At 45.2% G+C, this 25,560-nt stretch carries 22 protein-coding genes; all 22 read right to left on the reverse strand.

What is annotated here, in order from left to right; genetic code table 11:
* Window positions 1-5: 5 nt before the first annotated feature.
* The 22 genes from KXJ70_RS09575 to yidD all read right to left on the reverse strand — a co-directional run bounded on the left by KXJ70_RS09575 (window position 6) and on the right by yidD (window position 25,559).
* Window positions 6-1,670 carry an MFS transporter gene (locus tag KXJ70_RS09575; protein ID WP_219043286.1) on the reverse strand — a complete coding sequence of 555 codons (1,665 nt, stop codon included), beginning with the start codon at window positions 1,668-1,670 and terminating at the stop codon, window positions 6-8.
* 164 nt (window positions 1,671-1,834) lie between these two features.
* Window positions 1,835-3,664: a glutamine--fructose-6-phosphate transaminase (isomerizing) gene (gene glmS / locus KXJ70_RS09580; protein WP_219043287.1), complete on the reverse strand. Its 1,830-nt coding sequence runs from the start codon at window positions 3,662-3,664 to the stop codon at window positions 1,835-1,837.
* Between the two features lie 32 nt (window positions 3,665-3,696).
* Window positions 3,697-5,067 carry a bifunctional UDP-N-acetylglucosamine diphosphorylase/glucosamine-1-phosphate N-acetyltransferase GlmU gene (gene glmU / locus KXJ70_RS09585; RefSeq protein WP_219043288.1) on the reverse strand — a complete coding sequence of 457 codons (1,371 nt, stop codon included), beginning with the start codon at window positions 5,065-5,067 and terminating at the stop codon, window positions 3,697-3,699.
* A gap of 115 nt (window positions 5,068-5,182) precedes the next feature.
* Window positions 5,183-5,608 (reverse strand): F0F1 ATP synthase subunit epsilon, encoded by a 426-nt coding sequence (locus tag KXJ70_RS09590; RefSeq protein ID WP_103685058.1) that lies wholly within the window; start codon window positions 5,606-5,608, stop codon window positions 5,183-5,185.
* 38 nt (window positions 5,609-5,646) lie between these two features.
* Window positions 5,647-7,044, reverse strand: a complete 1,398-nt coding sequence (gene atpD / locus KXJ70_RS09595; RefSeq protein ID WP_219043289.1) for a F0F1 ATP synthase subunit beta — start codon at window positions 7,042-7,044, stop codon at window positions 5,647-5,649.
* 57 nt (window positions 7,045-7,101) lie between these two features.
* Entirely contained in the window at window positions 7,102-7,968 is an 867-nt protein-coding gene (atpG, locus tag KXJ70_RS09600; RefSeq protein ID WP_219043290.1) for a F0F1 ATP synthase subunit gamma, read from the reverse strand.
* Window positions 7,969-8,019: 51 nt separating this feature from the next.
* Window positions 8,020-9,564, reverse strand: coding sequence for a F0F1 ATP synthase subunit alpha (gene atpA, locus KXJ70_RS09605; protein ID WP_219043291.1), 1,545 nt, complete (start codon window positions 9,562-9,564; stop codon window positions 8,020-8,022).
* Between the two features lie 31 nt (window positions 9,565-9,595).
* Window positions 9,596-10,132: a F0F1 ATP synthase subunit delta gene (locus KXJ70_RS09610; protein WP_219043292.1), complete on the reverse strand. Its 537-nt coding sequence runs from the start codon at window positions 10,130-10,132 to the stop codon at window positions 9,596-9,598.
* A 12-nt stretch (window positions 10,133-10,144) separates the two neighbouring features.
* Window positions 10,145-10,615 (reverse strand): F0F1 ATP synthase subunit B, encoded by a 471-nt coding sequence (locus KXJ70_RS09615; RefSeq protein ID WP_123181780.1) that lies wholly within the window; start codon window positions 10,613-10,615, stop codon window positions 10,145-10,147.
* 53 nt (window positions 10,616-10,668) lie between these two features.
* Entirely contained in the window at window positions 10,669-10,908 is a 240-nt protein-coding gene (gene atpE / locus KXJ70_RS09620) for a F0F1 ATP synthase subunit C (RefSeq protein ID WP_008253083.1), read from the reverse strand.
* Window positions 10,909-10,951: 43 nt separating this feature from the next.
* A complete protein-coding gene (gene atpB / locus KXJ70_RS09625; RefSeq protein ID WP_219043293.1) occupies window positions 10,952-11,890 on the reverse strand; it encodes a F0F1 ATP synthase subunit A in 939 nt (312 codons plus the stop codon).
* 38 nt (window positions 11,891-11,928) lie between these two features.
* Window positions 11,929-12,348 (reverse strand): ATP synthase subunit I, encoded by a 420-nt coding sequence (locus tag KXJ70_RS09630; protein ID WP_219043294.1) that lies wholly within the window; start codon window positions 12,346-12,348, stop codon window positions 11,929-11,931.
* A gap of 247 nt (window positions 12,349-12,595) precedes the next feature.
* Complete coding sequence (locus KXJ70_RS09635; protein ID WP_219043295.1) at window positions 12,596-13,528, reverse strand: ParB/RepB/Spo0J family partition protein; 933 nt, start codon at window positions 13,526-13,528, stop codon at window positions 12,596-12,598.
* A complete protein-coding gene (locus KXJ70_RS09640) occupies window positions 13,521-14,330 on the reverse strand; it encodes a ParA family protein (RefSeq protein ID WP_219043296.1) in 810 nt (269 codons plus the stop codon). The genes KXJ70_RS09635 and KXJ70_RS09640 overlap by 8 nt, the downstream gene beginning before the upstream one ends.
* A 175-nt stretch (window positions 14,331-14,505) precedes the next feature.
* On the reverse strand, window positions 14,506-15,132 hold the full coding sequence (rsmG, locus tag KXJ70_RS09645; RefSeq protein WP_219043297.1) for a 16S rRNA (guanine(527)-N(7))-methyltransferase RsmG: 627 nt from the start codon (window positions 15,130-15,132) through the stop codon (window positions 14,506-14,508).
* Complete coding sequence (mnmG, locus tag KXJ70_RS09650) at window positions 15,133-17,025, reverse strand: tRNA uridine-5-carboxymethylaminomethyl(34) synthesis enzyme MnmG (RefSeq protein ID WP_219043298.1); 1,893 nt, start codon at window positions 17,023-17,025, stop codon at window positions 15,133-15,135.
* Window positions 17,026-17,400: 375 nt separating this feature from the next.
* A complete protein-coding gene (locus KXJ70_RS09655; protein WP_219043299.1) occupies window positions 17,401-19,281 on the reverse strand; it encodes a response regulator in 1,881 nt (626 codons plus the stop codon).
* 1 nt (window position 19,282) lies between these two features.
* Window positions 19,283-20,092: a hypothetical protein gene (locus KXJ70_RS09660; protein WP_219043300.1), complete on the reverse strand. Its 810-nt coding sequence runs from the start codon at window positions 20,090-20,092 to the stop codon at window positions 19,283-19,285.
* 99 nt (window positions 20,093-20,191) lie between these two features.
* Window positions 20,192-22,177 carry a TonB-dependent receptor plug domain-containing protein gene (locus KXJ70_RS09665; protein ID WP_219043301.1) on the reverse strand — a complete coding sequence of 662 codons (1,986 nt, stop codon included), beginning with the start codon at window positions 22,175-22,177 and terminating at the stop codon, window positions 20,192-20,194.
* A gap of 84 nt (window positions 22,178-22,261) precedes the next feature.
* On the reverse strand, window positions 22,262-23,626 hold the full coding sequence (mnmE, locus tag KXJ70_RS09670) for a tRNA uridine-5-carboxymethylaminomethyl(34) synthesis GTPase MnmE (protein WP_219043302.1): 1,365 nt from the start codon (window positions 23,624-23,626) through the stop codon (window positions 22,262-22,264).
* Between the two features lie 5 nt (window positions 23,627-23,631).
* On the reverse strand, window positions 23,632-25,302 hold the full coding sequence (gene yidC / locus KXJ70_RS09675) for a membrane protein insertase YidC (protein ID WP_255558389.1): 1,671 nt from the start codon (window positions 25,300-25,302) through the stop codon (window positions 23,632-23,634).
* Window positions 25,299-25,559 carry a membrane protein insertion efficiency factor YidD gene (gene yidD / locus KXJ70_RS09680; RefSeq protein WP_219043303.1) on the reverse strand — a complete coding sequence of 87 codons (261 nt, stop codon included), beginning with the start codon at window positions 25,557-25,559 and terminating at the stop codon, window positions 25,299-25,301. Before yidD ends, yidC begins: the two co-directional genes overlap by 4 nt.
* Window position 25,560 lies beyond the last annotated feature (1 nt).

Here is a 25,560-nt window from a genome sequence, read left to right on the forward strand (position 1 = left end):
GCGGGCTAAGAGTGTATTTCTAGCTTTAAGGCATCATCGCCACGGTCAGGTGCGTCGTCACTCCAGCGGACTGACCCTGCGGGGCGATCAAGCCAACGCAATACTTTAATGGGCTCAATGCCGATATGCATTTTTGCCGCTTGCCGCTGCAGATCGCTATCTTCGATGGTTCTTCGGTTACGCAAGCGCAAATAGTCGTTCCACGTTGGGCAGCTAAATCGTTCAGACCAACATTCTGGGTCAGCAATATTACGAGATAACGACCAAGCATACGCGCCATTGCGTGATCGAACTTTTTGCTGATCTCGCATTAGTCTATAAAAATCTCGAGCCTTATCCTCTGGAATTTGGTACTGCAGTTCAATGCTTATCGGGCCGCTACGGCCGCTAATACCCAGGGTAACATCCGGGTCGTCTAAGACTTGTTCATCTAACTCGGTAGAGGTCGTCCTATCTGCCACCGGCAAAAGAAGCCCTAATAGCAGTGACACCATCAACGCGACAGCCGATATCTGAAACGCGATTACCACCCCGTGATCTTTGGCAATAAGACCCCACACCCAGGAACCTATCGCTACACCCAAAGTAATCGACGCACTTGACGTCGCTATCGCGCGCCCCATCACCCATCGCGGCACAAACAACTGAACCAGAACGCTGATGGATGTCGTGATCATCATCCACGCCATACCCGCGACCATCAGAATGAAGAAATCCAAGGCAATGCTAGTACTCGCAGCCAAAGCCACTAAGCTTCCAGCAATGATCACAGTACACACTCTTAAGGTATTCTCGTTGCCAATTTTCTTGCGCATAGGATGAAGTACAAAAATGCCGCACACCGCACCAATGCCAAATGAACCCAACAACAGGCCGAATGTACCGGCATTGCCTTGTAGCAAGTCGTGGGCGATCAAGGGCATCAGAGAAGGTAGTGACGCACCGATAAAACAGAGAACAAATGCACGCCCGATAGCGCGGCGCACTGGCTGCATATTCATTACATAACGCACGCCGGAGTTTATTGAGCGCAACAAGCCCTCTGGCGGCAGACGAGAAACCTCAGTTACTCTCTTCCATCTACGCAGGGACTCCAGCATTGGCAAAAAGGAAATCGCATTAATGGCAAATGCCGCTGTTGCGCCAAAGCTAACAACAATAAGTCCGCCAATCGCTGGCCCTACGCTGCGCGCCAAATTATAGCTAATATTATTTAGCGCTACCGCCTGAGGAAGCAGTTCTTTGGGTACCTGTTCCGCGATCGACGCCCCCCGCGCGGGTGCTGCCAAAGCACCACCCGTGCCCACTAAAAAGCATAAGCCCAGTAATACCCAAGGTGTAATTAAACCCAGTATAGATACTAGGGCCATGATGGCAGCCGCGATCAAAGACAGTAAGAAAAACGTGATTTGCACCTTGCGACGGTCATAAATATCCGCAATGGCGCCGGCCGGTAATGCGAACAAGGCCATCGGTAGAAAGGTTGCTGTTTGTACTAAGGCGACGTGATCGGCGGTCGAAATACTGGTCATAATCCAGGCAGCCGCGACGCTCTGAATCAGCCCGCCAGCATTGGAAATCGTGTTACTAAACCACATATTGCGAAACAAAGCGTGGCGCAAAGGAGAAAAAATAGCGTCATTATTATTATCGTTCCCTGACGTTGCCATTATTTCTCCGTTAATCAATAACGTTCTTAGTTCGAGTCATTGTATAAAATGCTAACTAATTTCTATATAGACATTTCATGCACGAAAGATTTATTACATTGTAAATCTTGACCTATATCACATATCATTTTTCTTATATCGCAGTATAGTTAGTGTGTTATTTTTTATTCTACGGTAACAGACTTAGCCAAATTACGAGGTTGATCGACATCTGTACCTTTTAGAATTGCCACATGATAAGACAATAATTGCAAAGGAATGGTATAGATTATCGGCGCGATGACATCGTTAACGTGTGGCAATTCTATTATGTTCATGCCTTTTGCCACTTTAAATCCTGCCGCCTTATCGCAGAAAACAAATAGCTGGCCACCACGAGCCTGCACTTCTTCTAGATTGGATTTTAATTTTTCAAGTAACTCGTCGTTCGGCGCTACCGCGACCACAGGCATGTCTGCATCCACTAATGCCAAGGGGCCGTGTTTTAACTCTCCCGCGGGATAACTTTCTGCGTGGATATAAGAAATTTCTTTTAACTTTAACGCCCCTTCCATCGCCACCGGCCACTGCGCGCCGCGCCCCAAGAATAAAGCGTGGTGTTTTTCCGCAAAGGCATTAGACATTTTTTTAATATTGGAATTTAATTCTAATGTCTCGGCAAGAAGGTCAGGCAGGGCATTTAATGCCGTGACAATTTCCCTTTCCTGCGCTTCGTTCATATCGTGATGGCGACCAAGCGCAACGGTTAAAAATAATAAAGCGACTAACTGAGTTGTAAAGGCTTTGGTTGAAGCTACGCCAATTTCTGGGCCAGCCTCTGTCATTAGGTATAAATCTGACTCTCTAACTAAAGAGCTTTGCGCAACATTGCAAACTGTCATCGACGCGGAATAGCCTAGGGTTTTTGCAAGTCGCAAGGCGGCAAGGGTATCCGCCGTTTCACCCGACTGTGAAATGGTTACAAACAGGGTATTGTCTTGAACTTTAAATTTCCGGTAGCGGAATTCGCTTGCGACTTCTACTCTACATGGCACACCCGCCAAGCCTTCAATCCAATATTTAGCGACCATGCCGGCGTGATAGCTCGTACCGCAGGCAACAATCTGCACAGACGAAATATTCTTTAGAATTTGGCCTGCGCGTGACCCCATAGCCTCAATAAGAATTTTATTGCTGCCCAATCTGCCCGCCAGAGAACGACGAATAACTGCAGGCTGCTCATAAATTTCCTTTAGCATAAAGTGACGGTAATGGCCTTTATCTACCGACTCAGCCGCTGCATCGATTTGGGTTATTTCACGGGATACCGGATTAAACTCGGCATCAAAAATTTTGTAGTTATCTGGCGTAATCTCAGCTATATCGCCCTCTTCCAAGTAGACAAAACGGTCTGTCACTTGTCGTAACGCGAGCTGATCTGAAGCGATGAAGTTCTCACCAATACCGATACCAATAACCAGTGGGCTGCCCTTTCGCGCGCAAATAATTTTTTCAGGAGCCGCCGCGTGAATAACCGCTAAACCGTAAGCGCCGTGTAAATCTGCAATCGCTAATTTTAGCGCGGCCATCAGGTCATTCTGTTGTTGATTGTAATAATGTATTAAATGAACGATGGTTTCTGTATCTGTTTGCGATAGGAAGACGTAACCCAAGGTTTCTAAGCGCGTGCGTAATTCTGTGTGATTTTCTATTATGCCGTTATGAACTAAAGCGATATCACCGGACATATGTGGATGCGCATTTTGTTCGCTAGGCTGGCCGTGAGTAGCCCAGCGAGTGTGCGCAATCCCCACCCGACCGCGCAGGGGACTGGCTATTAATTCTTCGGATAGCATTTCAACTTTGCCAACCCGCTTACGATTCTGAATTTGACCATCTGGGTCAATAATCGCCATGCCAGCTGAATCGTAGCCGCGATATTCTAGGCGTCGCAAACCTTCTAATAAGATACCTGAAACTTCGCGCTGCGCTACTGCACCTACAATGCCACACATGTGTCGTTCCTTTTTAAATTCTGTTTTTGCAGTTAATCACGGGGCTTTTTTTCTGGCCGCTTCCACCCAGTGATATTACGCTGCTTAGCGCGCGCTACCGCTAATTCACCATCGGCAATATTGCCAGTAATGATTGATCCAGCGCCAATGGTTGCGCCTTTGCCCACCTTAACCGGCGCTACAAGTGCGGTGTTTGACCCCACGAAAGTGTTATCTGCAATCTCGGTTTTAAATTTATTAACGCCATCGTAGTTACAGGTAATCGTTCCTGCACCTACATTAACATCGCGTCCTATTTCGGCATCACCGATATAACTTAAATGACTCACTTTACTTGCGCGGCCAATGTTTGCTTTTTTCGTTTCTACAAAATTGCCAATTTTAACTTCTTCGGCCAATACCGTACCTGGCCTCAAACGCGCAAATGGTCCAATCGCGCAGGACGCGGCCAAGTTTGCACCTTCAATGACAGAATTAGATTTTATTTCACAGTTCGCAGCAATGTTTGAATCAATAATATGGCAATTTGGGCCAATGCTTACGCCGTCGCCCAGCACAACGTCACCTTCGAAAACGCAATTCACATCAATAAAGACATCTTCGCCAGTTTGTAAATTACCGCGGATATCTATGCGTGTTGCATCGGCTAAGCTAGCACCTTGAGCCATTAGCTCTTCAGCAAGATGCCCTTGGTAATAGCGCTCAAGTAATTGCAGCTGCGAGCGAGTATTAGCGCCCTGCACTTCCATGGGATGTGCCGCGTGACTTACTTTAATGGCAACGCTATCAGCGACAGCCATGGCAACAATATCGGTTAAATAATATTCGCCCTGGGCATTATTAGACTTAAGCCTTGGCAGCCATTGATTTAGCTTCTTCGCGCTTACCGACATAATGCCGGTGTTTACTTCTTTTACTAATAGCTGTTCTGGCGTCGCGTCTTTTTGTTCGACAATCGCAATAACATTATTATTGCCATCTCGAATAATACGGCCATAGCCCGCTGGCTTGTCTAAGTACACGGTAAGCAGCGCAAGGGTGTCGGCGCAGGCGGTCTCAAGCAATGCCTCGAGGGTTTGTGACGAAATAAGCGGTACGTCGCCATAGAGAATAAGAACGCGGCTATCCTCGGGGATGACTGGCAACGCTTGGGCTACAGCGTGGCCGGTACCTTTTTGTTCCGCTTGCAGAGACCATTTTATATTTTGTCCGGCGAGACTTTCTTTAACCAAATCAGCGCCATGACCGATCACAATATGGCTTCTATCGGCGCCAATTTTTTCGGCGACGTCGACAACGTGCCTCAGCATGCTCTTACCGGCAATTTCATGCAGCACTTTAGGGATCTTGGAGCGCATTCGGCTGCCCTGACCTGCGGCCAGAATCACTACGTCTAGTGTCATTATTTAACCTTTTGCTGTTGCGCGTGTTTACCGATAAAAGGATGTAACAGGAGATAGTAACGGAAACAAAAAAGGGCGGCCAGAGCCGCCCTTTTTCTAATACGGTTAAACCGTACTATTTACTTAGTGACTTACGAATTTGCTGCAAAGTCCGAAGCTGAGCCGATGCTGCCGCTAACTGCGCTGCTGCACGGGAGTAATCGACATCTGCACTTTGATTCAACATCGCTTGTTGAGCGTGCTTTTGTGCTTCTAGTGCGGCTGCCTCATCGAGGTCGCCGGCGCGCATAGCTGTATCTGCAAGAATACTAACCACATTGGGTTGTACTTCCAGAAAACCGCCAGACACATAGAAAATAATCTCTTCGCCGTTGTCTTGTACGATACGTACCGGACCTGGTTCCAAGGATGTTAGCAACGGCGCGTGACCATAAGTCACACCCAGGTCACCCTGGGTACCGTTTGCAACAATCAGCTTGGCACGGCCAGAGAACAACTCTGCCTCTGCACTCACGATGTCACAATGAATAGTCATAGCCATATTTTCGCCTCTCAGGCATAAAGCTCGCTAGTGCGAGCTTACAGTTTAGCCGCTTTCTCGATTGCTTCGTCGATGGTACCAACCATGTAGAAAGCCTGCTCTGGAAGGTGATCGTAATCACCGCCGAGAATGCCTTTAAAGCCAGCAATAGTATCTTTCAGAGATACATACTTTCCTGGGCTGCCGGTGAAGATTTCAGCAACGTGGAAAGGCTGTGACAAGAAACGCTCAATTTTACGTGCGCGTTCTACAGTTGTTTTGTCTTCTTCAGACAATTCGTCCATACCAAGGATCGCGATGATGTCTTTCAGCTCTTTATAGCGCTGCAATACCATCTGTACACCGCGGGCCACTTCATAGTGCTCTACACCAACAATCAGCGGATCGAGCTGACGTGAGGTGGAGTCCAGAGGATCTACCGCAGGGTAAATGCCTTTAGAAGCGATGTCCCGGCTCAACGTAACGGTAGAGTCAAGGTGAGCAAAGGTAGTTGCTGGTGAAGGGTCAGTCAAGTCATCCGCCGGTACGTATACCGCCTGAATAGATGTGATAGAACCTGTCTTCGTGGAGGTAATACGCTCCTGAAGTGCACCCATCTCTTCTGCCAGTGTTGGCTGGTAACCTACCGCTGAAGGCATACGGCCTAACAGTGCAGATACTTCTGTACCAGCCAAGGTGTAACGGTAGATGTTGTCAACGAACAACAGTACATCACGACCTTCGTCACGGAATTTTTCAGCCATGGTCAAACCAGTCAGTGCTACACGCAGACGGTTGCCCGGTGGCTCGTTCATCTGGCCGTAAACCATTGCTACTTTTGATTTGCTGAAGTCTTGAACGTTAACAACGCCAGATTCCTGCATTTCGTGGTAGAAGTCGTTACCTTCACGGGTACGCTCACCAACACCGGCAAATACAGACAGACCGCTGTGCTCAGATGCGATGTTGTTGATCAATTCCATCATGTTGACGGTTTTACCAACACCCGCACCACCGAATAGACCAACTTTACCGCCCTTAGCGAATGGGCAAACCAAGTCGATAACCTTAATACCAGTTTCGAGCAGGTCAGAAGACGCCGCTAATTCTTCGTAAGCAGGCGCTTTACGGTGAATAGGCATACGCTCTTTTTCACCGATGGGGCCACATTCGTCAATTGGGTTGCCCAACACGTCCATGATCCGACCCAGGGTTTCGATGCCCACAGGTACCATGATTTTTTCTTTAGTGTTGTTTACGTTAAGGCCACGACGCAATCCTTCAGAAGAACCGAGGGCGATGGTACGAACTACGCCGTCTCCTAATTGCTGTTGCACTTCCAGGGTCAGACCGCTGTCAGCAACCAACAGTGCATCATAGACCTGTGGTACCGCATCGCGTGGAAATTCCACGTCGATAACGGCGCCGATAACTTGTACGATACGTCCGCTACTCATGTCCGGTTCCTCTTCAAAACCTTAAATAATCAAATTCTGTTTCAGTGGTAAAAAATCTTACGACGCTACCGCCGCTGCACCACTCACGATTTCCGACAGTTCCTGGGTAATCGCCGCCTGACGTGCTTTGTTATAAACCAGCTGCAGACCGTCGATAATATCGCCGGCATTGTCAGTCGCGTTCTTCATCGCGATCATTCGAGCTGCCTGTTCACAAGCACCGTTCTCAACCACTGTCTGGTAAACCTGTGACTCAACATAACGAGTCAGTAAGCCTTCCAGTAATTCTTCAGGGCTGGGCTCGTAAATATAATCCCAGTGGTGTTTTAAGCTGTCATCTTGCTCTGCTTCTAGAGGCAGTAGCTGGTTTACAAATGGGTTTTGAGTCATGGTGTTCACAAACTCATTACCAACCAGATACAGGCGATCTATTTTGCCTTCGCCGTAAGCGTCGAGCATAACTTTTACACTGCCAATCAAATCAGCAACGCTGGGTGCTTCACCCATATCTTTTGCCGCTGCAACAACGTTGCCGCCATAGCTCTTGAAGAATGCACCGGCTTTACTACCGATTAAGCACAAATCAATTTCTACGTTCTTTTCTGACCAGCCTTGCATTGCTTTGATGGCCTTCTTGAATACATTGGTATTCAAACCACCGCACAAGCCGCGGTCAGTAGAGACAATGACATAACCGACGCGTTTAACTTCCCGCTCAGTCATATACTGATGACGGTACTCTGGATTTGCATTGGCGATATGACCCACCACAGCGCGCATGCGCTTAGCGTAGGGTTTACCCAATTCCATGCGATCTTGAGCTTTGCGCATTTTACTCGCCGCAACCATTTCCATGGCGCTAGTGATTTTTTGCGTGCTCTTGATGCTGGATATCTGGGTGCGTATCTCTTTTGCACCTGCCATGATTCAACAATCCTCAAGCAGAAAAGCTGCGCTTGCGCGCAGCTTAACGTCTTACCAAGTCTGAGTTGCCTTGAACTTTTCAACGAGTTCTTTGAACTTGCCTTCCAGTTCTGCGTTCCAGTTACCGCTGTCGTTGATTTCTTTCATTACCGCAGCGTATTCACTGTTGGCGAAAGATAAAATTGCGGATTCAAAATCTAGAATCTTAGCAACTTCAACGTTTTTCAGATGGCCTTCGTTGGCGCAGTACAAAGACAGACCCATTTCAGCAATGCTGAGGGGGCTGTACTGTTTCTGCTTCATCAGTTCGGTAACGCGCTCACCTTGTGACAACTGAGCTTTGGTCGCTTCATCTAGATCAGAAGCAAACTGCGAGAACGCCGCCAATTCACGGTACTGAGCCAATGCGGTACGAATACCACCAGACAATTTCTTAATAATCTTTGTCTGTGCTGCACCACCAACCCGCGATACCGAAATACCTGCGTTCATCGCAGGACGAATGCCTGAGTTGAACATATCGGTTTCTACGAAGATCTGACCGTCAGTGATGGAGATAACGTTGGTCGGTACGAAAGCCGATACGTCACCCGCTTGGGTTTCGATAACTGGCAGAGCCGTTAATGAACCTGTTTTACCTTTTACTTCACCGTTGGTGAACTTCTCTACGTAATCCTCTGAAACGCGGGCTGCGCGCTCAAGCAAACGAGAGTGGAGGTAAAAAACGTCGCCGGGATAAGCTTCACGACCCGGTGGACGACGCAATAACAGGGAGATTTGACGGTAGGCCCAAGCCTGCTTGGTCAAATCATCATAAATGATTAGTGCGTCTTCGCCGCGATCGCGGTAGTACTCACCAATGGTGCAACCAGTGAACGGTGCAATGAACTGCATAGATGCTGGATCAGAAGCCGTCGCCGCAACAACCACTGTGTGTTCCATAGCGCCGTGCTCTTCTAATTTACGCACTACTGCGGCAATAGAAGAGGCTTTCTGACCGATAGCGACGTACACGCATTTAATACCAGACGATTTCTGGTTAATGATAGCGTCGACAGCAATGGCTGTTTTACCGATTTGGCGGTCACCGATGATCAGCTCACGCTGGCCACGACCGATAGGTACCATGGCATCAACGGCTTTAAGACCGATCTGCACTGGCTGGTCTACCGATTTACGCCAAATTACGCCGGGAGCAACTTTTTCAATTGCGTCGGTCAACTTTGCGTTGATAGGACCTTTACCATCGATTGGATTACCCAGTGCGTCAACAACGCGACCTTGTAATTCAGGACCAACCGGTACTTCTAAGATACGACCTGTACATTTACAGGTTTGACCTTCGGCAATTCCTAAGTAGTCACCTAGTACTACGGCACCTACAGAATCGCGCTCAAGGTTAAGGGCCATACCAAAACGGCCACCTTCAAACTCGATCATTTCACCGTACATCACCTCGGTTAAACCGTGGATACGTACGATACCGTCAGATACGGATACTACCGTGCCCTCATTCTGGGCTTGAGCAGACACATCTAATTTATCGATGCGCTGTTTGATAATATCGCTAATCTCGGATGGATTCAGTTGCTGCATGCTCTGTTCCTCAATCCTATTCTCTAAACGCTCAGGAATTTATTGCTTCAGCGAGTTTCGCTAAGCGACCGCGCACCGAGCCATCTATTACCAAGTCCCCTGCTTTCACAATCACGCCGCCCAATAACAAGGGATCGACAGTAGTGTGAACATGAACTTCGCGTGCCAATTTTTTGCCTAAAGCTTCAACAAGACGCTTCTCAGACTCTGAATCCAGCGCGAACGCTGTTGTCAGTTCTACATCCACTGTACGTTCTTGGATGGCCTTTTGCGCTTCGAACAATTCGCTTATTGTTGGGAGTAAGCCCAAGCGCTTGTTCTCTGCGAGAATCTTGATGAAATTTTCTCCGCCAGCATTAAATGTATCAGCACATACGTTGATAAACGTTTGCGCTTGCTGCTCGGTTGTCATCGCCGGAGAGCTTAAAAACCTCATCACTTCCGGTTGTTGGGATACGGCTGCCGCTGTTGCCAGCATTGCAGACCACTCTCCCAACGTCGATGCCGCTAAAGCGTACTCAAAGGCCGCTTTAGCATAGGGCCTAGCTGTTGTGCTTAATTCCGCCATGATCAACCTCGCTTAAAGGCTCGCGGCCAGCTTGTCGACCATGTCTTTATGAACAGACTCATCGATAGATGCTTCAAGCACTTTCTCAGCGCCAACCAAAGCAAGCTTGGCAACTTGTGAACGCAGCTGTTCTTTAGCGCGGTTCACGTCTTGCTCAATCTGTGCTTCAGCAGCCGCCTTCAGGCGTTCGCCCTCAGTTCGTGCTACGTCTTTCGCTTCTTCAACGATCTGGCTAGCACGCTTATTAGCAGCATCAATAATTGTTGCCGCCTCTGCTTTCGCTTCGCGTAATTGCTTGGTCGCCTTTTCTTGAGCTAACTCAAGGTCACGACCCGCGCGATCCGCAGCATCCAGACCATCAGCGATTTGCTTTTCACGCTCATCCATCGCTGTGCGAATGGCACCCCATACAAATTTGTAGGAGAACCACACAAAGAACAGAAAGCTGATCGATTGTCCAATCAGTGTGAGATTAATATTCACGCCGATACCTCTGCTGTATGAATTTGCTGTTGGTGTTTTTTAGCTGCGTGCAATTAAGCTGGCAGACCAGGAACAACAACAAACAGTACGTACATCGCAATACCAACGCCGATCATTGGAACCGCATCAAGCAGACCAGCGATCAGGAACATTTTGCCTTGTAGCATTGGCGCTAGTTCTGGCTGACGTGCTGAACCTTCCAGCAATTTGCCACCCAAAATTGCAAAGCCAATTGCCGTGCCCAGTGCGCCAAAACCAATCATTAACGCAACAGCGATCAGTGCTAAACCCATGGTAGTTCTCCTACTTTCAACTTTAAGTTAATAAAAATGTAAATCAGTGAAACTGGTCTTCTTCTTCAATTTGATGCGCCGTTGCCATGTAGACAATGGTCAGAACCATGAAGACGAAAGCTTGTAGTGTGATAACAAGAATGTGGAATACTGCCCACGCCCACTGCAACACACCGGCAAATATACCCAGTACCAAACCGGCACCAAACATAGTCGCAATCAAGATAAAGATCATTTCGCCGGCGTACATGTTGCCGAATAACCGAAGACCTAATGAAATTGGTTTAGAGATCCAAGAAATAGCTTCTAGTGCAAAGTTAATAGGCACCAATAAAATATTTACATACCATTTTGGGCTATGGAATGGGTGCAAAGTCAGCTCTTTAACAAAGCCCATGAAGCCTTTCTTGGCGATGGTGAAGTACACCATTAATCCGAACACGGTGAAACCCATACCTAGGGTCACATTCGGATCCGTCGTTGGTACTACTTTAAAGAAGAAGTGCGGATTACCCGTAACCCAGCCCATAAAGGCGGGAATCCAGTCAACCGGTACCAAGTCCATGGTATTCATTAACAGAATCCACATGAAAATGGTCAATGCCATTGGAGCTATCATGGCATTTTTGTGATGAAAGCCGTCTTTAACGGTTTGATCAATAAAGCCGATGATCATTTCAAGAATGTTTTGAGCGCCGCGCGGCACACCGCTATGAGCGCGCTTAGCAATACGAGCAAATATGACTAAAAACAAAAAACCAAGACCGATAGACCACAGCATTGAGTCGACGTGAATTGCCATGAAACCCATATCTGAAGCTTCAGCGCCACTGTGGGCCAAGGTCCACGTATCTTGAGTCAGTACTTCATGAACATGACCCGATTCGTCGAGACGTTCATAACCGGCAGGAAGTTTGCCATAAGTTAGATTGGTAAGATGGTGCTGGATATAACCAACGGTGGATTGCGATTCACCTGCCATGTGTCACTCTCGTAAATGTTAACGCGTTGACCAAAGTTTTAAATTCTGTTGCCCCGCAAAGCGTAGCGGGCAAGTATTACGGCGTTCAGCAGCATAACGATCAAATATGCCAAAAATAAGACAAACACCTGTAACGGCTGTACTAATGCAAACGTTGCCGCAAACAACATTACTGTTGTCACAAACTTTCCGGATTCGCCTCGGTAAAAAGACCGAGCTACCTCGCGTGCGAATGCCGCGCCAGTGTAACGAAATACTTGGCGCGCGAAATATGCATTCGGCACTACGGAAATCATTCCCCCTATGACTGCGGAATAGGCCATTACCTTATCCACGGGGAACAGTATGAAACTGCTTAACAGCACAAGCGCACATTGCAAACCGTATATCTTTAGTATCGGCGGTCTAGCTATTTTATGAGCAGCGCGCGGAACTCTCCGCTCATTTCCTGCTGTCATCTATGCCACCGCGAATGTCTAAAAATGGCTTATTTCGTGCCCGTACTGCTTGTTCAAAAAACGGGGCGAATTATATGGGCTATATAAGCAATGTTCAACCAATTTAAGTGCTTATGGCTTATATGTCATATATTCACAAAATCTATTTAATACTCTTAAAATCAATAATTTACACAGTTACAACTTGGAACACACATTATAAAACACTACATAATGTAGGGTCTTATTATACTGCACACAAAATAAGCTATTTTATGTGATTTAAAATACCGTCTAGCTCATCGAGATTAGTGTATTTAATTGTGAGGGTACCGCGCCCCTTTGCGGTATGTTGAATCGATACTGGCGACCCTAATCGTTCAGAGAGACTTTCTTGCAGTTGTTTTATGTCAGGATCAAGGGCAACTGGCTTTTTCGTTTTATCTTGTAACTTCTCTTCGGCCAAACGCCGCACCAAAGCCTCTGTTTGCCGTACCGAAAGTCCCTTACTAACAACTGTAGATGCAGCAGCAGATTGCTGCTCTTGCGCAACGCCCAGCAAAGCGCGGGCATGACCCATTTCAATATCGCCATTTTCTAATAGTTTTTGGACTTCTTCTCGCAAGCCCGTCAAACGTAATAAATTCGTGATTGTGGTTCGTGATTTACCGACTAATTGGGCAATTTCAGCATGGGTTAACTCAAATTCCTTTTGTAACCGTACCATGGCCAAGGCTTCTTCCATGGGATTAAGGTCTTCACGTTGCAGATTTTCAATTAGCGCCATCGCAGCGGCGGCTTCGTCGGCTACGTCGCGAATCAATGCTGGAACCGAATCTAAACCCGCCAACTGGGAGGCTCGCCAGCGGCGTTCGCCAGCAATTATCTCGTAGCGGCCACCATCAATTGGACGAACCACAATCGGTTGCATAATCCCCTGTGACCGAATGGAGTTTGCCAACTCCTCCAGCGCTTCTGGCTGCATATCACGACGGGGCTGATAGCGACCACGCTGCATAAATTCGATAGGCAAATTACGCAAAGTGCCGTCGGTGGTCGGCGTAGCTGACTCAGACTGTCCTTCCGAATTCTCACGTTTAGCGTGATCGATGCCAGCCAGTTCTGGGTTTATTGATACCGGAGTGGCAGAAGCCCCTAACAGTGCATCTAGCCCGCGGCCCAATCCTCTTTTTTTAACCATGTATTTGTTCAGCCTGTGTGTTCGCGCCAGTATCTTGCGCCGTTGCGCGGCGTAAGACTTCGCCAGCTAACGCTAAGTAGGCCAATGCCCCCTTAGACTGCTTATCATAAAACAAAATCGGCAAGCCATGACTTGGTGCTTCGGCAAGGCGGACATTACGCGGAATGACGGTGCTATAAACTTTATTACCAAAATGACGACGTAGTTCGTCGGTTACTTGATTGGTCAAGCCATTGCGGCCATCGTACATGGTACGCAGTATCCCCTCGATTTCTAAGGTCGGATTTATTAGCTGCTTGACCCGATTAACAGTATTAATTAACGCGCTTAGACCTTCCAGGGCATAGTATTCACACTGCATAGGAATGATCACGCCGGTTGCAGCGGCAAGTGCATTAACAGTTAACATGTTTAAGGACGGCGGGCAGTCGATCAACACATAGTCATATTGATCAGCAACGGCATTCAACGCTTCGCGCAGACGAAATTCTCGACCAATTTCATTGATTAATTCGACTTCTGCAGCAGTAAGATCTTGATTCGAGGGCAAAATAGAAAAACCACACTCTGGTGCGTCTACAATACATTCGATAATCGGTTTATTTGCGACAAGTACATCGTAGACCGAGTACTCAACACTGCTTTTATCTACCCCGCAACCCATCGTTGCATTACCTTGCGGGTCTAGGTCAATCAATAGAATTCGACGTTTGGTTGCCGCTAAGGATGCAGCCAGATTTACGCTAGTTGTCGTTTTACCGACACCACCTTTTTGATTGGTAATTGCGTATACCTTGGCCACTGGATTTTCCTTCAGTTTTACTTTGAGAGACCTTTGCAGGATTGCTCTTTTGCCCAAGCACTATGTCAACATCGTGCAGAATGGGCCATTTAAGTCTATAAACGCCCTCATTCCCCGCCGTTTCCCCTGCCAGAAACCAATTTTTCTCTACAAATGGTTCAAAGACGCCAACGTGTCAATGACGGGCCAGCACGATTAAATGCCGCTCTTCCTCTACATTTGGCACCGACAAGGCGTAAGAAGCCTCGACGATAAAGTGTTTTGGGAGCTGACTCAACTCTGTATCAGGAAAAACACCCTTCATCGCGAAGAGCCGACCATCTTCGGTGAGATGCCCTTCACAACCATCGATCATATCGCGTAAGGATGCGAATGCTCTCGATAAAATACCATCATAACGCGCATCGGCTTTGAAGTGCTCAACACGCTCTGAGTAAATACTCACATTGAGGAGTTTCAGTTGCTGGCGTACCTCAATCAAAAACCGCGTTTTCTTGCCGTTGCTATCCAGCAGCGAAAAATGCTTATCTGGGAACAATATCGCTAACGGTATACCCGGTAAACCCGCACCCGTGCCAACATCTAAATAACGGTCGCTCAAGATATAAGGTGCGATACTCAAACTATCTAAAAGATGCTTGCTTACCATTGCCTGAGGATCGCGAATAGCGGTGAGGTTGTACGCTTTATTCCATTTTTGCAGTAAGTTTAAGTAATCAAGCAATAAATCGACTTGCTGATCAGAGACCGCTATACCTAATTCTGCAATGCCGCCTAGTAATCCTTGTTTAATTCCTTCCACTCAGGCTGATTTCCTATCAAGCAATCCGCGTTTTTTTAAGTAGACCAATAACAAAGATACTGCAGCAGGCGTAACACCGGGTATCCGTGACGCTTGGGCTAAGGTCAGTGGCCGCGTATTACCCAATTTTTGTTTTACCTCATTAGACAGACCTTCGATAATCGAATAATCAAAATCCAAAGGCAATCTAGTGTTCTCATACCGCCGCAAACGGTCGATCTCTTCTTGCTGTCTATCGATATAACCGGCGTACTTAACACCGATCTCAATTTGTTCACTGACTTGTTCACAAACCTCATTTTCAGGGCTAGCTACTAAGGCAGCGATATCGGCGTATTTCAATTCAGGCCGTTTAAGCAACTCCAACAAATTGTATTCGTGGCTTAGTGGTTTTTCTATCTTGGTATTTAAGGCATTCGCGGCATCACTGCCTGGTTGTACCCAAAAAGACGCTAAGCGCGCTCTTTCTCGTTCAATGTTTTCACATTTCTCTGAGAATGCGGCCCAGCGAGTATCATCAACTAAACCCAGCTCTCTACCCTTTGCTGTTAATCGTAAATCCGCATTATCTTCTCGCAGCAATAGGCGATACTCGGCCCTCGAGGTAAACATCCGATAGGGCTCGCGGGTACCCATGGTAATTAAGTCATCAACCAAAACACCGATATACGCTTCATCCCTACGCGGGCACCACGCTTCCTTGTCCTGTGCTTGCAGAGCTGCATTAGCCCCAGCCAGTAAGCCCTGTGCTGCGGCCTCCTCGTAACCTGTGGTGCCATTAATTTGGCCGGCAAAGAACAAACCGCGTATAAACTTGGTTTCCAGTGAGTACTTTAAATCCCTAGGTTCAAAATAATCATATTCAATCGCATAACCAGGGCGGGTCATGTGGGCATTTTCGAAGCCCTTGATCGATCTAACTAGATTCAACTGAACATCAAAAGGCAAACTAGTTGAAATACCGTTGGGGTAAAGCTCGTGCGTATTTAGGCCTTCTGGCTCTATGAATACTTGATGTGAATTTTTATCCGCAAAGCGATGAACCTTGTCTTCGATCGATGGGCAATACCGTGGCCCAATTCCTTCTATCACACCGGTATACATCGGTGAGCGATCTAGACCGCCGCGAATAATATCGTGGGTTTGCTCATTGGTATGGGTAATCCAACAACATACTTGTTCGGGATGCTGTTGTTGGTTTCCTAAATACGACATCACGGGTCTTGGTGTGTCGCCCCACTGGGATTCTAAATCTGTAAAGTTGACTGATTTCGCATCTATTCGCGGTGGTGTGCCGGTTTTTAGTCTATCAACTCGGAAAGGTAGCTCGCGTAAGCGCTGTGCTAAAGCGAGTGATGGTGGATCACCTGCTCTACCGCCGCTGTGGTTATCTAAGCCAATATGAATTTTACCGCCAAGAAAGGTCCCTGCGGTTAAAACAACCGTTTTACTAAAAAAGCGCAGACCAATATTGGTAACAACACCTCTAACTTCGTCATTTTCAACAATTAAATCATCAACAGCTTGTTGAAAAATAGCTAAATTTGGCTGATTTTCTAAAATTGTGCGTATTGCAGCTTTGTAAAGAATTCGGTCTGCTTGTGCACGTGTTGCTCTGACCGCGGGGCCTTTACGAGCATTTAATACTCGAAATTGTATACCACCCAAATCGGTGGCTTTTGCCATCGCGCCACCTAAGGCATCAATTTCTTTAACAAGGTGACTTTTTCCGATACCCCCAATAGCGGGGTTACACGACATTTGCCCCAGGGTTTCAATATTGTGAGTAAGCAATAAGGTCGCACAACCCATTCTTGCTGCAGCAAGCGCTGCTTCCGTACCAGCGTGACCACCACCAATAACAATTACGTCGTAGCTTTGCGGATAATCCACGAAACACCTGAAAATGAGTTTGAATGAAGACGCGAAATTATACGTGGATCTAGGCCTGCTGCAATGAATTGGTGAAATTTTAATCAAGTATCTTTAGTTAATAATGTATATACATATGTATTCTTATCATCTTATTTCTTTACTTTAAATATAGTTATTAGGGAAGCGTATTTTGTTAATAACTAACTTAACCAACTGAAAAATATAGAGTTATACCAATGATAAGTAGAGTGTTTATCCACAGATAAGGTGTCAACATCATGCTGGTCTTTTGTGGATGAAATGTGGATAAGTTGGAAGCGTTATTTTCCCTGTGGGTAAGAGTGCTTATTTGAGCTACTTACCCACATACTTAATCGGTGTTTTCCCAGCGCTTTATGAGCTGAGCCAATAACTGATTTTCTCTTTTAGAACATTTAATGAGACGGGTTTGCTTAAAAAATCGTTCATGCCAACCGAAAAGCAGCGGTCTTTGTCTTCTTGTATGCTATTTGCGGTTAACGCAATGATTGGGATAGCAGCATACTTAGCGTGTTGCCTTATTTTTATACTTGCTTCATAGCCATCCATAGTGGGCATCTGTAAATCCATAAGGACAATATCGACGTGCTGTTTCTGTAGTTCAATTAAGCACTCCTGGCCGTTGTTTGCCGTTATAGCGATCATATTCCAGCGTTTTACTGTATTTGCCACCAGCATTTGATTGACAGGGTTGTCTTCAACGATCAACACCGTTTTACCGGCTAGAACATTTTCTTGAGGTGTCGTTTCATCTATCGCTTGAACAGCTTCGTACCGACATTTCCATTTAATGGTGAATTGGGTACCTTCTCCTAGCTTACTGTCCATTTTAAGCTCAGCGTGCATAAGCGAGCACAAACGTTTAACAATCGCTAAGCCTAAGCCAGAACCGCCATAACGCCGCTTTCTTGATCCGTCTGCCTGCCGAAAACTGTCAAATACAATGAGCTGATCTGATTCGTCGATACCAATACCTGTATCCTTAACGCTAAGCGTTAATAGCAATTCTTTTGCATTTATTTCCTCACTGTCTAATCTTATGTCTATATTTCCACTGTGGGTAAATTTCACAGCGTTTGACGCGAGGTTCAGAACGATTTGGCGAACTCGGGTGTCGTCACCATAAACATTTACTGACCGTAATTTTGAGGACACGCTGTAGTTTAGTTCAACTCCTTTGTTTTTCGCTTCGTAGATTAATGGTGTTAAATGCATGTCAAACAGAGTCGTCGGTGAGTAAAGATGGGAGTCGAGTTTAAGATCACCTTTCTCTATTTTTGAAAAATCCAAAATATTATTTACAATATTTAATAAGTGTTCACTTGAGCTTTTAGCTATCTCTATATAATTACTTTGTTCCTGATTTAATTCCGTGGTTGATAGCAGTTGCAGCATACCAAGGGCGCCATTCATGGGCGTGCGGAGTTCATGGGTCATCGTAGCCAAGAACAAGCTCTTTGCATTATTCGCTTCATCTGCCAAGGTTTTTGCAAGTTGCAGTTGCTGCAATCGACTGGTGAGTTCAGCTTGCTGAGCCTCGAGATTCATCGTCATTTCATTAATATGATTTTGTAACTCGCCTAACTCGCCCTCCCCTTTTACTTTAAGTCGACTACCAAGATTCCCTAAAGATATATTCTTTGTAAATGTGTTTATTTCGGCCAGTGGTTTTGATATTCGTCTACTTATTAACCAAGCTAGGAGAATACACAAGAAAATAGAAAGTGCTCCTATGCTACTAGAAACAATAACAATCCGTTTTTGTAGTTTCTCTAATTGATCTTTCGACTGCTCTATCGTTACGGTGCCAATTTCTTTTGGTGATTTTATAGATGTATCGATATCGCCCGTAAAAGAGTCGCTAATATCTACTCTACTCTGGAAAACAGGTACTGTTATTAATTCAAATGATTGATGACTTCTATGATTAGACTTTAGATATACTTTATTTTTTGTTAATAAATTTACAACGGTTATTGCTGTTATATCTTTGTTGATAGCCGATCGCATGATTTCAATAAGTTGAGTGTCATTTCCACTTATAATTGCTAACTCACTAGATGCGGCAATGTTTTCTGCAATTCTTATAGCAATTTCTCGCTGATTAGCGGAGGCGTCATTAAGTCGACTTATTAATGAATACGTAAAAAGGGATATAAATATGACAATTGCAGGTGAAATACCTGCAATCAGTATTTGACTAAAAATAGTATGCTTTCTTAACTTAATTAGCATTCTAGTTGGACTCCCCATCGGGGAAGCGTCGCCTTAACTCTTCCTCAGAAGGAAGAGTTAAGCCAAGTGATTCTGCGACGCTATAGTTTATCTTTACTTCAAAATTACTAGGGTATTGTGGAGCAGGTAATTTCTTCGTATCTATATAGTAATTTACCATTGATACAATATCTGAAGTATATTGATCTGGTGTAGAAAGTACTGTAGCTAGTGCACCGGCTCTGACGAAGCCTTCTGTTGGCCCAATAACTAAAGTTTGATGGCGATAACTACTTAACAGAATAGGTCTTATTGTGTCGGAATTATAAATAGTGTTCTCTGATGTAGTTAATAAAACATCATTATTTTGAATTATTTTTGTTACGCTCCTTATTATATTGGGCGTATTTATCTCGTATGAATTTATAGTTAATAGTGGATTTTGTATAGAAATATCATCAATAATTTTTTCATAAGTTTCGTCTTGATAGGCAATACCAAGTTGAACTTTTTTATCATCGAAAATTGATTTTATAAGTAGTACTTGTCTTTTTAATGGTTGATCAGAGAACAGTGCTGTGGCGTTTTCATGATGATATTTAGCATACTCATTTGAGTTTACATAAAGTGCGAACTTCGCTTTGTAAGAATCGCTTTGTAGTAAGGGGAGAAGTTTTTCCGATACTATGATTAATATGTCACCCTTATTTTCTTTTTTCGGTAATTCGTTCTCATAGGTGTGAACGATAAAATTTTGTTCTTCTGCAATTTTTTTTGATAATTTTTCTAGAGTACTATTTTTCGCAGGCAAGATGATATCTACGATGAACATGTCGTCGCTGTAGGCCAACGTTGATATTAACAGTAACGTTGTTATGAATAATCCGTGAATTAGTTTTATCAAGAGGCTAGTCCTTGACTCTTGTCGATATTAATACCTTAAATTTATTCCAATAAACTGACGAAAATCATCTTTGTATATATTGCTGCTGAGTAGCTCGCTGTCTTCATCGTGCCTAAATTGTCCTGAGTACGAAAACTCAATTTCGCTATCTTTGAAGGAGATAGTTTTCGATACTCGCATATCGCTGCGCGAATATTTATTCTGGGATGTACCTATTTCTCTAGCGTAATACTGTGAAAATGAAATTTGGATATTGTCGTCTGTCTTATAGCTAAGCAGAGCGCTAGCAGAATTCTTTGGTGTAAAGGTAGTTTCAGTATTCGGTGTAAATGCTTGGTCGCTATTGCTGTACGCCTTACTTTTAATATACGCGTAGCTGAAATGGATAAGCCATTTTCTGTTCGGCCTGTAGTCGATCTCAGTTTCAATACCAGATTGTTTCAAGTTACCACTATTAACGGGATTAAATCTTTCCAGTGATATAGAGTTTGAGATAAGTTGTTCTAATTGGTCAAAAAATATTTTCACATCCCACTGCAAATGATACTGATTGAAATTACCGTAGTAGCCGATTTCCCGCGATTCTATTTTTTCAGGTTTAAGATCTGGGTTTCCATTAGCGCTTAGAATTAATTTGCCTTGTGTTTGACCATTATTCGCAGGTCGTACATTGCGAGCGGTGTATGTCCAGTTAGCAGATGTTTCAAGTAGATCTGGTGTTCTAATCGCTTCAGAGTAAATTGCACGAAGACTGTGGTTTTTATCAAAATGATAATGTAAAGCTACTCTTGGCGAGAAACTTTTACCTATATCTTGTTCGTACTCAAAAGACCCGCCGGTGTTAATTGTTAGATTTTCAATAACATTTTTTTCGATATTAAAAAATATTTGATAGTTATTGGTGCTGAGTGTTTTTCCGTAGAAGGTTTCAGAGGAAACCCGTGATTTTTTGAGATGGATACCCGCTACGGTTTTTAGTTTATCGTTCCAAATATAGGTGTCTTGTAGATCTATATCTTGACGATTTACACGTAGGTCTTCGTTTGCGTCGGCTAATACAAGCGGTGCAGGATTGTTATTAAGGCCAATAAAAAAGGGTGGAACTTCTACAGTCCAGCGATGTGTTTGTTTTTGAGCTGAAAAATTATATCTAAATGCTAGTTGATGGAGTTCAGATATTTCCTTTTCGATTTTAGTCGATAGATAGTAATCGTCGGTTTTTGTATTTGGTTGAGTAACGTCTTCATCGGCAAAATCGTCAGTTATTTCACCCGTTTTATAACCAGCGCCTAGGCTAATACTGTAGTTGTTAACAAGTGTTTCGTATCTGCTATTAATAATTTTGCTGGATTTACTATCAAACCTTTCTGAGCCATTTTTGTCTATATCAAAGCCGTCGTCTTGGATGCTTGCAAGAGTTACCCTTACATTTCCGTTAAGCATTTCATCAGCGTAACTAAGGCGATAATTTTCGGTATTTTCAGTGCCATTGAGAATATTTGCTTCGTATGCATTTACGTCGGTGGGGTGTCGAGTAATGATATTAATTACGCCTAAAAATGCATTGGCACCATAGCTAGCGCTAGACGGGCCGCGAACCACTTCGATACGTTCTATGTCGTGAATCGTAATGGGGATATCGCTCCAATCTACGGTTGCTAGTCCAGATTGATATACAGATCTTCCGTCTATCAAGACCTGCATTCGGCGTGAGTCACGGTAGTTTGTGCCGTGGTAACTAACAACATAGTTCCAGCCATCTCGTGCGCCGACAGAGGTGCCAGGTATTAGACGAAATAGTTCAGGTATTTCTTTGAGCCCAGAGGCGATAATCATATCGCGATCAATAACACTGACGCTTGCGGGTACTTCGCTGCGGCTTTGTTTAAGTCTGGCGGGAGTCAATACCACGGGCAGGTCGTCGGTATTCCATATTTCCGCTTCCAGTGGGGAGCACAGTATTAGTGTACAGGTGCATATAATCAGGCTGCGCCTTAGTAAGCGTCGTTGCATTAACAATCCTTAGATACGGTAGTCCTATCCTAAGTGTATCCTATAGTGTGATTATTACTATGCTAGTTTGCTATGGATATGTGGCTATTTTCCGATGCAAAAACTGGAAAAAATACGCCCAAGTAGATCGTCGGAACTAAATTCACCGGTTATTTCGGCTAAAGCATTTTGGGCGAGTCGTAGCTCTTCAGCGAGCAGTTCGCCGGCATTATAAGTTGTGAGTTGTAGCTCGCCGTTTAATATGTGGTTTCGGCCGCGTGTTAATGCATCAATATGCCGACGCCTTGCGATAAACGGCGTATCGCCATCATCATAGCCGACGCACGATTTTAGATGCTCTCGCAGGGTATCAATGCCTTGATTTTGTTTAGCGGAAATGAATAAACGGTTAATTCCGTCATCGTGAATTCCGGCTTTCTGTCCGGTTAAATCACATTTATTATAGATAATGGAGAGTTTGTCTTGTGCGATAAATACGTCAAATTCAGGAGGAATGTTTAAGTTTTCTTCAGCATTGGTTTTACTATCTATGACCAAAAGTATGCGGTCTGCTTGGCTGATTTCGTTCCAGGCGCGTTTAATCCCTTCGAGCTCAACCGGATCCTCGCTATCGCGTAAACCCGCAGTATCTACGATATGCAAGGGCATACCGTCGATTAGAATGTTTTCCCGAAGAACATCGCGAGTCGTGCCTGCAATATCGGTGACGATGGCTGATTCCCGCCCAGCTAAAGCATTTAGAAGGCTTGATTTACCGGCATTGGGCTTTCCTGCAATAACGACGGTCATGCCTTCCCGCAGTATGCTGCCTTGCTTAGCTGAGTTAAATACCGTCTCAAGATGGTTTTTTATGTTTTGAAGTTCGCTTGTGACTCTGCCGTCACTAATAAAATCGATCTCTTCTTCTGGAAAATCGATGGCGGCTTCTACATATATTCTTAACAGGGTAATCGCTTCGACAAGGCTGTTAATTTCTTTGCTGAAGGCGCCTTCCAAAGAGCGCATAGCTTGACGTGCAGCTTGTTCAGAGGCACTGTCGATTAGATCTGCAATTGCTTCTGCTTGAGCTAAATCTATTTTGTTGTTGAGAAAAGCACGCTCGGAAAACTCTCCCGGTCTGGCCATTCGAGCACCTTGGCTTATAACCTCGCGCAGTAAACAGTCAAGAATGACAGGTCCACCGTGACCTTGGAGCTCTAGCACATCTTCACCGGTAAATGAATTTGGTCCGGGGAAAAACAGTGCGATACCTTGGTCAATCGTTGACGTACTGTTTGCGGTGGTTTCTAAGAAGTTGCCATAGTGCGCGTATCGAGGGGTGATGTTGTCTAGCGCTAGCATGGAGCGCGCGATATCTTGGCTTTTGGGGCCGGAGATACGCACAATACCAACGCCACCTTTTCCCGGTGGCGTGGCGATGGCGGCGATGGTATCCGTTGTGTAAGCCATACTTGTTAGCGGGTTGGTAGGCCGCTTTTTTCAATACGCTTGGTAATAATATATTGTTGAATAATTGAGAGCGTGTTGTTCACGACCCAATATAGCACCAAGCCCGCAGGGAAGAATAAGAAGAAGAAGGTGAATACAATGGGCATCCACTGCATTATTTTTGCTTGCATTGGGTCCGGCGGCGGCGGGTTTAAGCGTTGCTGAATAAACATTGACAGGCCCATTACTAGTGGTAATACGAAATAGGGATCCATTGCCGATAAGTCGTGAATCCACAAAATAAACGGCGCGTGACGTAGTTCAATACTCTCCATTAATACCCAATACAATGCGATGAAAACCGGCATCTGTACGACCATGGGCAGGCAGCCGCCGAGTGGATTGATCTTTTCTTTTTTGTACAACTCCATCATGGCCTGTGATTGCTTTTGACGGTCATCGGCATAGCGTTCTTTGATTTCAACAAGTTTGGGCTGAAACTTGCGCATATTCGCCATTGAGGTGAACGCTTTTTGGTTTAGCTTGAAGAATGCAGCTTTAACTAAAATAGTCACACCGATAATCGCAAATCCCCAGTTACCTAATACGGAGTGTATTTTGGTCAGAAGCCAGAATAATGGCTGTGCTATCCACCATAACCACCCATAATCGACGGTCAGATCCAAACCAGGTGATATTTCTTCAAGGCTGTATTGATCTTTAGGGCCGGTATATAGACTTGCACTTATTTTGCCTTGGCTCTTTGCATCAATAGTGACGGCGGCACTGGTTACCCGAGCGATATTCATATTTTGTTTGGTAACAATAGTGCTTAATTCATTAACGCTGTCTGCCGGCGGCACCCATGCACTGACGAAATAGTGTTGAACCATGCCTATCCAGCCGCCATTCACAGTGGCTTTAATGGGTTTATCTTGCATCTTATCGAAGGTGGTTTTTTTGTATAAATCTTCATTGGTTGCATACGCCACGCCGATGAAGGGCTTCATAGCGAACATACCGCCATCACCATTCACGCTGGGGTCAGCGCTATTGCCGCGCTTCAATTGACCGAAAAAGCTCGCCTGGAAAGGGGCGTCACTTTGATTGTCGATAAGGTATTCAACCTTTATTAGATATTCACCACGAGTAAATTGAAAACGTTTGATAACAGTAATGGCATCACTGTATTGGTAGTGTAAATCGACGTTTAGACTGTCAGACGATCTATCTAGAGAATATTCCGCAGCGGTAGCGGTAAAGACAGGGCGACCTTTTGAAGTATCTGTGCCATTGGCACCGATTAATCCGCTTTGAGCTACATAGTTTCGAACATCGCTGTTCTCAAGGATAACGAACGGGTCGTCAGCTTCTAAGCTGGCTGTGTATTTTGGCAAACCAGCATAGACAATGTCGCCGCCGTGCAGGTCTATTTTTAGATCAAAGACATCAGTTTGAACGGCGATGTATTTCACGTCAGCAGTGGCATTTGCTTTAATAGCACTGATGTCATCATTGCTAACGATGGCAGGTAAATCACTGCTGTCATTGCTGGTTGTCGGCGCACTTTTATTTGTGGCAACAGCAGCAACCTTAGCGGCAGTGTGGCCGGTGTCGAATTTTTGCCACTCCACTAATAACATAAGTGATAGTGCAGCGATGGCGGCGATAAGAAGATAGCGCTGAAAATCAATCATTGCTTGAATGCCTTGATAGTGTGAGTTTCGGTGGAATGACAGTGACAGGATGGTACAGGATCGTAGCCGCCGTCATTGAGTGGGTGACAACGACAAATACGTTTAATGCTTAGCCAGCTTCCGCGCAGCGCACCGTGTTGTTGTAAAGCTTCTACGGCGTAACTTGAGCAACTGGGATAGAAACGGCAATGCGGAGCCATCAGCGGACTGATAAACAGGCGGTAAAAGTGGATGCAGGCAATTAGCAAGCGCTGCATA

Source organism: Zhongshania aquimaris (assembly GCF_019312595.1).
Lineage (GTDB): Bacteria > Pseudomonadota > Gammaproteobacteria > Pseudomonadales > Spongiibacteraceae > Spongiibacter > Spongiibacter aquimaris.